Below are 11809 nucleotides of genomic sequence, written 5' to 3'. Positions count from 1 at the left end.
GCGCCGCGCCGACACCGAGGCCGTCTGCACCGCGCACGACCTGCGCTGGTGGGACGACCCGCACAACCGCGACCCCTCGCTCCGGAGGGTCCGGGTGCGTCACGAGGTGCTGCCGCTGCTCGACGACGTCCTCGGCGGCGGCGTCGCCGAGGCGCTCGCGCGTACCGCCGGCCAGCTGCGCGACGACACCGCCCTGCTCGACGCGCTCGCCGACGAGGTCGCCGACCCGGCCGACGTCGCGACGCTGGCCGCGCTGTCGCCCGCGCTTCGTTCGCGGGTGCTGCGCCGACTGGCCCTGGAGCTCGGCGCACGGCCGGGCGAGCTCGCCGCGAGCCACCTCGCCGCCCTCGACCGGCTCGTCACCGACTGGCGCGGGCAGCAGCGCGTCGAGCTGCCCGGCCACGTCGCGGTCCGCCGCAGCGACGGACGCCTGCAGCGGCCCTGACGGGCAGGTCCGCGCGGCCGCTCCACGGCAGGACGGGGGAGGGGGCTGGGCCCCTCGGTGGCCGCTCCTGTGGCAGGCTGGCGTCGTGGACCTCCAGCACGTCGAGTCCGACCTCGACCTCGACCTCGACCAGACCCTGTTCACCGAGGACCAGATCATCGGGCGTCTCCAGGAGATCGCCCGGGAGGTCGAGGCCGACTACGAGGGCCGCGACCTGCTCCTGGTCGGCGTGCTCAAGGGCGCGGTGATGGTGATGGCCGACCTCGCCCGCAGCTTCGACCGGCACGTCGAGATGGACTGGATGGCGGTCTCCTCCTACGGGTCCGGCACCACGTCGTCCGGGGTCGTGCGCATCCTCAAGGACCTCGACGCCGACATCTCCGGCCGCCACGTCCTCATCGTCGAGGACATCATCGACACCGGCCTCACCCTGTCGTGGCTCGTCACCAACCTGCGCTCGCGCGGCCCGGCTTCGGTGGAGATCGCCACCCTCCTGCGCAAGCCCGACGCCCTGCAGATGGAGGTCGACGTCAAGTACGTCGGCTTCGACATCCCCAACGCCTTCGTCGTGGGCTACGGCCTCGACTACGCCGAGCGCTACCGCAACCTGCGCAGCATCGGCACGCTCGCCCCGCACGTCTACTCCTGACCGGCGGGCGCGCTGCGCGGAGCGGCGGACGTACCGCGGGAACGTCGGGCGTGCCCACGACGTTGCAGGAGTGGGAGATCGGCGGGTCGGGATTCCCCCCGGCGTGTACGGTTCCCTGTGTCGGCGGGGGAGTCCGCCGACCGAGCACACGAGGAGGAGTGGCCCGTCTGCGGGCCGTGCCATGAACGCCAAGCGCCTGTTCCGCGGTCCCTGGGTGTGGATCGTCCTCATCCTCGTCCTCGTCGTCGTCACCCTCCAGCTGTCCGGTCGCGCCGACGGCTACAAGGAGGTCCGCACGGCCTCGATGGTCGGCTACCTCGACGACGGCCGGATCAGCGAGGTCACGTTCGTCCAGGGCGACCAGGACATCCAGGCCACGCTCGACGACGGCACCAAGGTGCGCGCCAAGTTCCTCGACGGCCAGGGCGAGCGCCTCATCGAGAAGGCCGAGGCGCAGGTCGCGGCCAAGAAGCTCAAGACCTTCGACGTCAAGGTCCCGACGACCGGCTTCCTGACCTACCTGGCCAGCTCGATCCTGCCGATCCTGCTGCTCGTCGGCATCTTCCTGTTCTTCATGTCCCGCTTCCAGGGCGGCGGCGGTGGCTTCATGAAGTTCGCCAAGTCGCGCGCCAAGCTGATCACGAAGGACACCCCGCAGACCACGTTCGCCGACGTCGCCGGCTGCGACGAGGCCATCGAGGAGCTCGGCGAGATCAAGGAGTTCCTGCAGGAGCCCGCGAAGTTCCAGGCGGTCGGCGCCAAGATCCCCAAGGGCGTGCTGCTCTACGGCCCGCCCGGCACCGGCAAGACGCTGCTCGCGCGCGCGGTGGCCGGCGAGGCCGGCGTGCCGTTCTACTCGATCTCCGGCTCCGACTTCGTCGAGATGTTCGTGGGCGTCGGCGCCAGCCGGGTCCGCGACCTCTTCGAGCAGGCCAAGGAGAACGCGCCCGCGATCGTCTTCATCGACGAGATCGACGCCGTCGGACGCCACCGCGGCACCGGCATGGGCGGCGGGCACGACGAGCGCGAGCAGACCCTCAACCAGCTCCTCGTCGAGATGGACGGCTTCGACGTGCGCGGCGGCGTCATCCTCATCGCCGCGACGAACCGCCCCGACGTGCTCGACCCGGCGCTCCTGCGTCCCGGCCGCTTCGACCGGCAGATCGGCGTCGAGGCGCCCGACCTCAAGGGTCGCGAGACGATCCTCAAGGTCCACGCGCGCGGCAAGCCGATCGGCCCCGGCGTCGACCTGTCCAGCGTCGCGCGCCGGACCCCCGGCTTCAGCGGCGCCGACCTCGCGAACGTGCTCAACGAGGCCGCGCTGCTCACGGCCCGCAGCAACCAGAAGGTCATCACCGACGCCGCGCTCGACGAGGCGATCGACCGCGTCATGGCCGGCCCGCAGAAGCGCACGCGCCTCATGAACGAGCACGAGCGGCTCGTCACGGCGTACCACGAGGGCGGTCACGCGCTCGTGGCCGCGGCGCTCCCGCAGAGCGACCCGGTGCACAAGATCACGATCCTCCCGCGCGGCCGGGCCCTCGGCTACACCATGGTGCTGCCCGACGAGGACAAGTACAGCCAGACGCGCGCCGAGCTGCAGGACAAGCTGGCCTACATGCTCGGCGGCCGCGCGGCCGAGGAGCTGGTCTTCCACAACCCGACCACCGGTGCCGGCAACGACATCGAGAAGGCCACGGGACTGGCCCGCGCGATGGTGACGCAGTACGGCATGAGCGAGCGCGTCGGCGCGATCAAGCTCGGCAGCGACAACAGCCAGCCGTTCCTCGGCGGCGGCATGGGCATGGGCCACTCGCGGGACTACTCCGAGCGGGTCGCCGCGATCGTCGACGAGGAGGTCAGCTCCCTCATCGCGCACGCGCACCAGGAGGCCTTCGACATCCTCGAGGACAACCGCGACGTCCTCGACGCCCTCGTGCTCGAGCTCATGGAGAAGGAGACGCTCGACAAGGCCGAGGTTGCTCGGATCTTCGAGCCGCTGCGCCGTCGCGAGGTCCGTCCGGCCTGGACCGGCTCCGACACCCGTCAGCCCTCGGACCGGCCGCCGGTGGAGGCTCCCGAGGCCACGCGCCTCAAGGACGCCGAGCCCGACACCGGCATCGTCGTCGGACCCGACTCCGGCCCCGACGCGCCCCCGCCGGCCGACCCGGCCCAGCCCACCGATCCCGGCCCGCAGGGGCCGGTCGGTCCCGGCACCGCCTGAGCGTGCGCCCCGACCGGCGCGACGGCATGATCGACGGGCGGGCGCACCGGGCGCCCACCGCACCGGCGCGGCCGGGCCGCGGTACCTCGACAGGAGAACTGGCATGACGGTGGATCTGGCGCGGGCCGAGGCAGCAGTGCGTGAGCTGCTCATCGCGGTGGGCGAGGACCCCGACCGCGACGGCCTCAAGGAGACACCGGCCCGGGTCGCCCGGTCCTACAACGAGCTCCTCGCCGGCCTCGACCAGGACCCGCGCGAGGTCCTCACCGCCACGTTCGACGTCGGCCACGACGAGCTGGTGCTCGTGAAGGACATCGAGCTCTGGTCGATGTGCGAGCACCACCTCGTGCCGTTCACCGGCGTCGCCCACGTCGGCTACATCCCCCGGGCGGACGGCTTCGTGACCGGGCTGTCCAAGCTGGCGCGCCTCGTCGACGTCTTCGCCCGTCGCCCGCAGGTGCAGGAGCGGCTCACGACCCAGATCGCCGACGCGCTGACCGACGTGCTCGAGCCGCGCGGCGTCATCGTCGTCATCGAGGCCGAGCACCTCTGCATGGCCATGCGCGGCGTCCGCAAGGGGGGGGCGCGCACGGTCACGAGCGCCGTCCGCGGCCAGCTGCGCGACCCCGCCACCCGCGCCGAGGCGATGGGCCTGATCACCGCCGGGACGCGCCGGTGACGGAGCCCGTCCCGTGACGCCCCCGAGCCCGCACGGCCCCACCCTGGACGGCCCCGCCGTGCTGGAGCCGATCGGGCGCTGCCGGGTCATGGGCGTCGTCAACGTCACGCCCGACTCCTTCTCCGACGGCGGACGCTGGTTCGACCCCGCCCGCGCCGTGCAGCACGGCCGCGAGCTGGTCGCGGCGGGCGCCGACGTCGTCGACGTGGGCGGGGAGTCCACCCGGCCCGGCGCGGTGCGCGTCGACCTCGAGGAGGAGCTGCGACGCGTCGTCCCGGTCGTGCGTGCCCTCGCCGAGGAGGGGCACGCCGTGTCCGTGGACACGATGCGGGCGGCGGTGGCCGAGGCTGCGCTCGACGCCGGAGCGGCCCTGGTCAACGACGTCTCGGGCGGTCGTGCCGACCCCGCCATGGTCCCCCTGGTGGCCGAGCGCGACGCGCCCCTCGTGCTCATGCACTGGCGCGGGCACTCGGACCGGATGCAGGACCTCACGCACTACGACGACGTCGTCGCCGACGTGCTGCACGAGCTGCGCGACCGGATCGACGACGCCCTCGCCGCCGGGGTCGACGCGGAGCGGATCGTGGTCGACCCGGGGCTGGGCTTCTCCAAGACCGGCGCCCAGAACTGGACGGTGCTCGGCGACCTCGCCGCGTTCGTCGGGCTGGGGCACCCGGTGCTCGTGGCCGCGAGCCGCAAGCGCTTCCTCGGCGAGCTGCTGGCCGACCCCGACGGGACGCTGCGCCCGACCGAGGGCCGCGAGTCCGCCACCCTCGCACTGACCACCCTCGCCGCGCTGCACGGCGCGTGGGCGGTGCGCGTCCACGAGGTCGCCGCCTCGGTCGACGCCGTGCGCGTCGTCGCCCGGGTCGCCCGTGAGCAGGACGGCGCCGACCATGGCGAGTGAGGTGCTCGTGCGGCACCGCGCGTTCTACGACGCGATCGAGTCCGGCGACGTCGACCTGATGGCGTCGCTCTGGGTCGACTCGCCCAGCGTCACCTGCGTGCACCCCGGCGCCGAGGCGCTGGAGGGCACCGAGACGGTGCTGAGGTCGTGGACGCTGCTGATGGCCAACGTCGAGTACATCCAGTTCTTCCTGACCGACGTCCAGGTCGCGTGGCCGCTCGGCCCGAACGCCGACCTCGCCGTCGTCACCTGCACCGAGAACATCTTGTCGGGCGAGGGCACCGAGTCGCCCGAGCAGTTCGCGGGCGGCAAGGCCGTCTGCACGTCCGTGCTCGTCCGCTCCGGCGGCGACTGGCGGTTCTGGTCGCGGCACGCGTCGCCCGTGCTCGACATCGACCCCGAGGCCCCGCAGGAGCCCGGGATGACCGACCCGGCCTGAGGAGGCACCCGATGACCTGTCCGGAGGGACTCGACCGCATCGACCTGACCGGGGTGACCGCGTTCGGGCACCACGGCGTGCTCGAGCACGAGCGCGCGTTCGGCCAGACCTTCGTCGTCGACGTGAGCCTGGGCCTCGACCTCGGCGCGGCGGGTCGCAGCGACGACCTGACGGCCACCGTCAGCTACGCCGACGTCGCCGACCACGTGCTCGCGGTGCTCACGGGGGAGCCGGTGGACCTGATTGAGACGCTTGCGCTCCGTATGGTGGACTGGTGTCTGGCACGCCCGTCCGTCGAGTGGGCGAGCGTGACCGTGCACAAGCCCCAAGCGCCCATCGCGGTGACGTTCTCCGACGTCAGCGTGACGATAGAGCGGAGCCACCAGTGACCGAATCGCCCACGCCCTACGTGCTGGACGCCGACACCATGACGGGCGGGATGCGTCCCATCCGCCAGGCCGTCATCTCGATCGGCTCCAACCTCGGGGATCGTCTGAACCGGCTGCAGGGCGCCGTCTCCGCGCTCGAGGACACGCCCGAGGTGCAGGTCGTCTCCGTCTCCTCCGTCTACGAGACGCAGCCGGTCGGGGCCCCTGAGGGCTCCGGACCGTTCCTCAACGCGGTCGTCCTCATCGACACCACCCTCACGGTGCACACGCTGCTGGACCGCGCGCACGCGATCGAGGACGCCTTCGGCCGCGAGCGCTCCGAGCCGGGCGCCCCGCGCACCCTCGACGTCGACCTCGTCGTCGTCGGCGACCGGGTCGCGGACGACGAGACGCTCACCCTGCCGCACCCGCGCGCGCACGAGCGGGCGTTCGTGCTGCTGCCGTGGCTCGAGATCGACCCCGAGGGCGAGATCCCGGGTCAGGGCTTCGTGGCCGACCTCGTCGGCGACGTCGACACGACCGGCGTCGTCCGGCGAGAGGACCTCGAGATCCTTCTGTGATGACCGAGGGACGGACGACCGCCGTCCACGTCGCCGCCCTCGTGGCCCTCGGGCTGCTGGTGGGCTCGGCCATCAGGCCGGTGTCGGTGCGTCTCGGTGCCTCGCCGCCTCGCCCGGGCTGGCTCGTCACGCTGCTGCTCCTCGGCCTCGCCGTCATCGTCGCGCTGATCGCGTGGAGCACCTGGCAGAGCCTGCACCGGCGCAAGGAGCGCATGACGTCGCAGCACGCCATGACGCTGCTGGCCCTCGCGAAGGCCTGCTGCATCGTCGGGGGGCTGTCGCTGGGCGCCTACGGCGGCGTCGCGCTCTCGTTCGTCCGTGACTGGGACACCATGTTCGGGCAGGACCGCGTCCTGCAGGGCGCCGCTGCCGCCGTCGCGGGCCTGCTGCTCCTCCTCGCCGCGCTCGTCCTGGAGCGCGCCCTCCACCTCCCGCAGCCCGACGACGAGGACGACGACGCGCCCCCGGGCGCCGCGACGCCTGCGTAGCCGTCCCCGTCCTCGTGTTCTGTGGAGTTGACGACGGAACCGTGACGAGCTTTCGTCGACAACTCCACAGATCGCGGGGAGGTCGCGGGGACGTGGTGCGCGCTCAGGCCAGCGCGGACCGGAGGGTGTCGAGGCCGACGGAGCCGAGGCTGAGGGCCTGGCGGTGGAAGGTGCGCAGGTCGGGGCCGTGGGTCGCGACCCAGGCGTCGCGCACCTGCTCCCAGATCCGCTGCCCGACCTTGTAGCTCGGCGCCTGTCCGGGCCAGCCGAGGTAGCGGTTGACCTCGAAGCGGACGAACGGCTCGTTCATGTTCACGTGCTGCGCCATGAAGTCGAAGGCGTACTCGGCCGTCCAGGGGCCCTGGCCGTCCGGACGCGGCCGCTCCAGGTGGACGCCGAGGTCGAGCACCACGCGCGCCGCGCGCATCCGCTGGCCGTCGAGCATGCCGAGCCGGTCGGCGGGCGCGTCGAGGTAGCCGAGGTCGGCCATCAGACGCTCCGCGTACAGCGCCCAGCCCTCCCCGTGGCCCGACGTCCACAACGCGCCACGACGCCACGCGTTCAGCTCGGCCGCGTTCCAGGCCGCGTACCCGCACTGGAGGTGGTGGCCCGGGACGCCCTCGTGGTAGACGGTCGTCAGCTCGCGCCACGTGTCGAACTCGGTCACGCCCTCCGGCACGCTCCACCACATCCGACCCGGCCGGGCGAAGTCGTCGCTCGGCGGCGTGTAGTAGATCCCGCCCTCCTGCGTGGGGGCGATGCGGCACTCGAGGGTGCGCATGACCTCGGGGACGTCGAAGTGGGTGCGGCCGAGCTCCTCGACGGCGCGGTCGCTCGTCTCCTGCATCCACGCCTGCAGGGCGTCGGTGCCGACCAGCCGGTGCTCCGGCGACGACTCCAGGTGCGCCACCGCCTCCGCGACCGTGGCGCCCGGCAGCACCTCGCGCGCGACGGCCTCCTGCTCGCGCACCATCCGGTCGAGCTCCTCCAGGCCCCACGCGTAGGTCTCGTCGAGGTCGACCTCGGCGCCCAGGAAACCGCGCGACGCGAGGGCGTAGCGGTCGCGACCGCACGCGTCGCGCTCCCGCGCCGCCGGCAGCAGCTCCTCGCGCAGGAAGCCCGCCAGGTCCGCGTACGCCGCGCGGGCGCCGTCCGCCCCGCGCCGCACGTCGGCGAGCAGGGCGTCCGGCAGCCCGGCGCCCGCCGCCGACGCGGCGAGGTCGTCGAAGAATGCGCCGGCCGCGGCCTGGCGGTGGGCCTGCTCGGCGACCTCGACCACCTGGCGACGCGCCGGGGCGTCGTCCGCGCGCACACCCTCGCGCAGCGACGCGACGTAGCCGGCCAGCGCCGCGGGCACGCGGGACAGACGCGTCGCCACGTGCGACCAGTCGTCGACGCCGTCGCGCGGCATCAGGTCGAACACGTCGCGCACGCCCTGGACCGGCGACGCGATGACGTTGAGGTCGCTGCGCCACGTGCCCGCCGCGTGCTCCTCCAGCGTCAGGTCGAGCACCCGCACGAGCTCCGCGTGCGTCACCGTGTCGACCGCGTCGACGACCGGCACGTCGTCGAGCCGGCGTCGGGCGGCGCGGGCGGCGTCGGCGAACGCGGCGTGCCCGTCAGGGGACAGGTCGGTGTACTCGCCCTCGCGACCGGGTCGACCGAGCGACACGTGCCACTCCGGCTGCAGCGCGAGCATCGTCTCGAGCCACTCCTCGGCGACGGCGTCGACCGCCGACGGTGTCCGCGCAGCCGGGCCCTCGTGCGTGGTGTCGGTCATCGATCGTCCTCTCCTCGGGGTCGTGCTCTCGGTCAGAGCAGGAAGCGGAACAGCGGGCTCTCGCTCTCGATCCGCTCGATGCGCGGGGGTGCGGCGTCCATGCGCTCCAGCAGGCCCGCGAGGTCCTCGGCGCGGCTCAGCTCCACGCCGACCAGCGCGGGTCCGGTCTCGCGGTTGGAGTGCTTCACGTACTCGAACAGCGTGATGTCGTCGTCGGGGCCGAGCACCTCGTCGAGGAAGCGGCGCAGCGCGCCCGGCTCCTGCGGGAACTCGACCAGGAAGTAGTGCTTGCGGCCCTCGTGGACGAGCGCCCGCTCCACGACGTCCGCGTAGCGGCTGACGTCGTTGTTGCCGCCGGACAGGATGCACAGCACGCGCGAGCCCGGCTCCACGTCCAGTGCCCCGCCGAGCGACGCGGTCGCCAGGGCGCCCGCGGGCTCTGCGATGATGCCGTCGCTCTGGTACAGGTCGAGCATCTCGCTGCAGATGCGCCCCTCCGGGACCGAGAGCATGGTCGGCGCCGACCCGGCCACCGTGTCGAACGTGTGCCGACCGACCCGTCGCACGGCCGCGCCGTCGACGAAGGTGTCGATCGTCTGGAGGGTCACCGGCTCGCCCGCCTCGAGCGCCGCAGCCATCGACGTCGCGCCCGCGGGCTCCACGCCGACCACGCGCACGTGCGGGTGCCGCTCGCGCAGCCACGCGACGCTGCCGGCGAGCAGACCGCCGCCGCCCACGGGGACCACGACGACGTCGGGGAGCGGCTCGCCCAGCGCGGCGAGCTGGTCGAACGCCTCGCGCAGCACCGTGCCCTGGCCGGCGATCGTGCGCGGGTCGTCGAACGCCGGCACGAGCGTCGCGCCCTGCAGCGCCTCGTCGGCCGCCGCGGCCGACACGTCGTCGTACGTCTCGCCGTCGAGGATCATCTCGATCGCGTCGCCGCCGATCGACGCGATCCGGTCGCGCTTCTGGCGCGGTGTCGTGCGAGGCAGGTGCACCCGGCCCCGGACGCCGAGCGCCGCGCACGCGAAGGCCACGCCCTGGGCGTGGTTGCCGGCACTCGCCGTCACCACGCCCGCCGCGCGGGCCTCGGCGTCGAGCTGGGCGATGAGGTTGTAGGCGCCCCGCGCCTTGTAGGAGCGGACCACCTGGAGGTCCTCGCGCTTCAGCCACACGTGCGCGCCGGTCCGCTCGCTGAGCCGGACGCTGCGCTCGACGGGCGTGGTGGAGACGACCCCGGCGAGGCGCTCGGCGGCCGCGTCGACGTCGTCGGCCGTCACCCGCGCCGCGGTCTCGCGGGGCCGTGCTGCGTCCGTGCTCATGCAGCCTGTCTACCCGACCGCCCGGCGGCGCACGGCAGCACCCGTGCACGCCCACGCGGACCGTGTGACCCGCGACACCCCGTGCACCCTGTGCGGCCTGCGTGCCCGGTCGTAGACTGAGGCCGTCAACAGTCTGGTACCCGCTCGCGGGACTGGAACGAGAGGCACCACCATGACGCACCCCCGTCCGCACGCACCCGCGCGCCCGCACGCCTACGGTGTCGTCGGCGCCGGCCGCGTCGGCTCCGTCGTCGCCGCCCGCCTGCACGCCGCCGGCCGTCCGGTCGTCGGCATCAGCGCCCGCTCGCAGGCGTCGCTGCTGCGGGCCCGCACGCTCGTCCCCGAGGTGCCCGTGCGTCCCGCCGCCGACGTCGCCGCCGACTGCGACGTGCTCGTCCTGGCCGTCCCCGACGACGCCCTCGTGGCGGTCTGCGAGGAGCTGTCGACGGTCCTGCGGCCCGGGCAGGTCGTCGTGCACACCAGCGGCCGGCACGGGCTCGACGCACTGAGCGCCGCCACGCGCGTCGGCGCCCGCGCGGTCGCCCTGCACCCGGCCATGACGTTCACCGGCTCGGCCGTCGACCTCGGCCGCGGGTGCGCAATGGGGCTCACCGCCGCCGACACCGAGCGAGCGCTGGCCGAGGACCTCGCGGCGGTCCTGGGTGGCACGCCCGTGTGGATCGACGACGCCGACCGCGTGCGCTACCACGCCGCGCTGAGCCACGGCGCGAACCACCTCGTCACCCTCGTCGCCCAGGCCCGCGACCTGCTCCAGGGCATCGGGGCAGGCGCCGAGGCGGCGACCATCCTGCGTCCGCTGCTCGAGGCCGCCCTCGACAACGCGCTCGACCTCGGCGACGCCGCGCTCACCGGCCCGATCGCACGCGGCGACGTCACCACGGTCCGCGCCCACGTCGACGCGCTCGCCACGGAGCCGTCGTCGACGCGCGACGCCTACGTGGCCATGGCGCACGCCACCACCGAGCGGGCAGCCGCCGACGGCCGCCTCGACCCGGCCACCGCCGCCGTGCTCGACGCCGCGCTCGACGAGCGCCCCCGCGTGTCCGGGCCCGTGCGATGACGCCCGTCGTCGCCCGCACCCGGGCAGAGCTGCGTGCAGCACTCGCCGTCTCCGGCCGGGTCGCGTTCGTGCCGACGATGGGAGCCCTGCACGACGGCCACGCCCGCCTCATGCGGCACGCCCGCCCCCTCGGCGACACGCTGGTCGTCTCGATCTTCGTCAATCCCACGCAGTTCGGGCCCGGCGAGGACCTCGACGCCTACCCCCGCACCCTCGATGCCGACCTGCGGGTCTGCGCGCAGGAGGGCGTCGACGTGGTGTTCGCGCCCGACGTCGACGAGGTCTATCCCGGAGGCCTCGACGACGCCGTGACGCTCGACCCGGGTCCGCTCGGCCAGGTGCTCGAGGGCGCGGCCCGGCCCACCCACTTCCGCGGGGTGCTGACCGTCGTCGCGAAGCTGTTCGCGCTGGTGCGTCCCGACGTCGCCGTCTTCGGCGACAAGGACTTCCAGCAGCTCGCGCTCGTGCGCCGCATGGTGCGCGACCTCGTGCTCGACGTCGAGGTCGTCGGCCACCCCATCGTCCGCGAGGCCGACGGCCTGGCGCTCAGCTCGCGCAACGCGTACCTGACGTCCGAGCAGCACGACCACGCCCTGGCCCTGTCCCGCGCCCTGCGGGTCGGGGTCGAGCAGGCGACCGTCGGTGCCGACGCCGTGCTGAAGGCCGCCCGCGAGGTGCTGGACGCCGCCGACGGCGTCGACGTCGACTACCTCGTCGTCACCGACCCGTTGCTCGGTGCCGTCGACGACACGTACGAGGGGGAGGCGCGGATCCTGGTGGCAGCCAGGGTCGGCACCACGCGCCTGCTCGACAACCAGCCCGTGGTGCTCAGAAAGGGACCCTGAC

At 73.7% G+C, this 11809-nt stretch carries 13 protein-coding genes; 11 read left to right on the top strand and 2 right to left on the bottom strand.

The genetic code is table 11. The features are described from left to right. The 9 genes from A6Q81_RS00155 to A6Q81_RS00115 form a co-directional block, all read left to right on the top strand. On the top strand, window positions 1-445 hold a 445-nt coding region (locus A6Q81_RS00155; protein ID WP_286689116.1), incomplete at its 5' end, for a TilS substrate-binding domain-containing protein. Window positions 446-530: 85 nt separating this feature from the next. Further along, complete coding sequence (gene hpt, locus A6Q81_RS00150; RefSeq protein WP_286689115.1) at window positions 531-1094, top strand: hypoxanthine phosphoribosyltransferase; 564 nt, start codon at window positions 531-533, stop codon at window positions 1092-1094. Between the two features lie 181 nt (window positions 1095-1275). Beyond that, entirely contained in the window at window positions 1276-3318 is a 2043-nt protein-coding gene (ftsH, locus tag A6Q81_RS00145) for an ATP-dependent zinc metalloprotease FtsH (protein WP_286689114.1), read from the top strand. A gap of 103 nt (window positions 3319-3421) precedes the next feature. Next, complete coding sequence (folE, locus tag A6Q81_RS00140) at window positions 3422-3997, top strand: GTP cyclohydrolase I FolE (protein ID WP_286689113.1); 576 nt, start codon at window positions 3422-3424, stop codon at window positions 3995-3997. A gap of 88 nt (window positions 3998-4085) precedes the next feature. Then, a complete protein-coding gene (folP, locus tag A6Q81_RS00135) occupies window positions 4086-4904 on the top strand; it encodes a dihydropteroate synthase (RefSeq protein ID WP_286689118.1) in 819 nt (272 codons plus the stop codon). After that, on the top strand, window positions 4894-5343 hold the full coding sequence (locus A6Q81_RS00130; protein ID WP_253027096.1) for a nuclear transport factor 2 family protein: 450 nt from the start codon (window positions 4894-4896) through the stop codon (window positions 5341-5343). Before folP ends, A6Q81_RS00130 begins: the two co-directional genes overlap by 11 nt. 11 nt (window positions 5344-5354) lie before the next feature. Next, the gene (gene folB, locus A6Q81_RS00125) at window positions 5355-5732 is read left to right on the top strand and encodes a dihydroneopterin aldolase (RefSeq protein WP_253027095.1); all 378 of its coding nucleotides are present in this window, start codon (window positions 5355-5357) and stop codon (window positions 5730-5732) included. Then, window positions 5729-6292: a 2-amino-4-hydroxy-6-hydroxymethyldihydropteridine diphosphokinase gene (gene folK, locus A6Q81_RS00120; protein ID WP_067854409.1), complete on the top strand. Its 564-nt coding sequence runs from the start codon at window positions 5729-5731 to the stop codon at window positions 6290-6292. Before folB ends, folK begins: the two co-directional genes overlap by 4 nt. Further along, window positions 6292-6780, top strand: a complete 489-nt coding sequence (locus A6Q81_RS00115) for a DUF3180 domain-containing protein (protein ID WP_286689112.1) — start codon at window positions 6292-6294, stop codon at window positions 6778-6780. The genes folK and A6Q81_RS00115 overlap by 1 nt, the downstream gene beginning before the upstream one ends. Window positions 6781-6883: 103 nt before the next feature. Here A6Q81_RS00115 and A6Q81_RS00110 read toward each other — a convergent pair whose 3' ends face one another. Beyond that, a complete protein-coding gene (locus A6Q81_RS00110; protein ID WP_286689111.1) occupies window positions 6884-8560 on the bottom strand; it encodes a DUF885 domain-containing protein in 1677 nt (558 codons plus the stop codon). A gap of 32 nt (window positions 8561-8592) precedes the next feature. Next, the gene (gene ilvA / locus A6Q81_RS00105; protein WP_286689110.1) at window positions 8593-9882 is read right to left on the bottom strand and encodes a threonine ammonia-lyase IlvA; all 1290 of its coding nucleotides are present in this window, start codon (window positions 9880-9882) and stop codon (window positions 8593-8595) included. Between the two features lie 172 nt (window positions 9883-10054). Between ilvA and A6Q81_RS00100 the strand changes: the two genes are divergently transcribed. Together A6Q81_RS00100 and panC are read left to right on the top strand one after the other, a co-directional pair. Then, complete coding sequence (locus A6Q81_RS00100; RefSeq protein WP_067854419.1) at window positions 10055-10963, top strand: Rossmann-like and DUF2520 domain-containing protein; 909 nt, start codon at window positions 10055-10057, stop codon at window positions 10961-10963. Next, window positions 10960-11808 (top strand): pantoate--beta-alanine ligase, encoded by an 849-nt coding sequence (panC, locus tag A6Q81_RS00095; protein WP_286689109.1) that lies wholly within the window; start codon window positions 10960-10962, stop codon window positions 11806-11808. Before A6Q81_RS00100 ends, panC begins: the two co-directional genes overlap by 4 nt. Window position 11809 lies beyond the last annotated feature (1 nt).

Source organism: Aeromicrobium sp. REDSEA-S38_B2 (assembly GCF_001628525.1).
Classification (GTDB): Bacteria; Actinomycetota; Actinomycetes; order Propionibacteriales; family Nocardioidaceae; genus Aeromicrobium; species Aeromicrobium erythreum.
Note: the sequence above shows the minus strand (reverse complement) of the source record. Positions and strands in the feature narration are given on the sequence as shown.

Coding starts and splice junctions, on each gene's coding strand:
- ftsH (WP_286689114.1), top strand. CDS start 1,276: ATGAACGCCAAGCGCCTGTTCCGCGGTCCCTGGGTGTGGATCGTCCTC.
- folE (WP_286689113.1), top strand. CDS start 3,422: ATGACGGTGGATCTGGCGCGGGCCGAGGCAGCAGTGCGTGAGCTGCTC.
- folP (WP_286689118.1), top strand. CDS start 4,086: ATGGGCGTCGTCAACGTCACGCCCGACTCCTTCTCCGACGGCGGACGC.
- A6Q81_RS00130 (WP_253027096.1), top strand. CDS start 4,894: ATGGCGAGTGAGGTGCTCGTGCGGCACCGCGCGTTCTACGACGCGATC.
- folB (WP_253027095.1), top strand. CDS start 5,355: ATGACCTGTCCGGAGGGACTCGACCGCATCGACCTGACCGGGGTGACC.
- A6Q81_RS00115 (WP_286689112.1), top strand. CDS start 6,292: ATGACCGAGGGACGGACGACCGCCGTCCACGTCGCCGCCCTCGTGGCC.
- A6Q81_RS00110 (WP_286689111.1), bottom strand. CDS start 8,560: ATGACCGACACCACGCACGAGGGCCCGGCTGCGCGGACACCGTCGGCG.
- ilvA (WP_286689110.1), bottom strand. CDS start 9,882: ATGAGCACGGACGCAGCACGGCCCCGCGAGACCGCGGCGCGGGTGACG.
- A6Q81_RS00100 (WP_067854419.1), top strand. CDS start 10,055: ATGACGCACCCCCGTCCGCACGCACCCGCGCGCCCGCACGCCTACGGT.
- panC (WP_286689109.1), top strand. CDS start 10,960: ATGACGCCCGTCGTCGCCCGCACCCGGGCAGAGCTGCGTGCAGCACTC.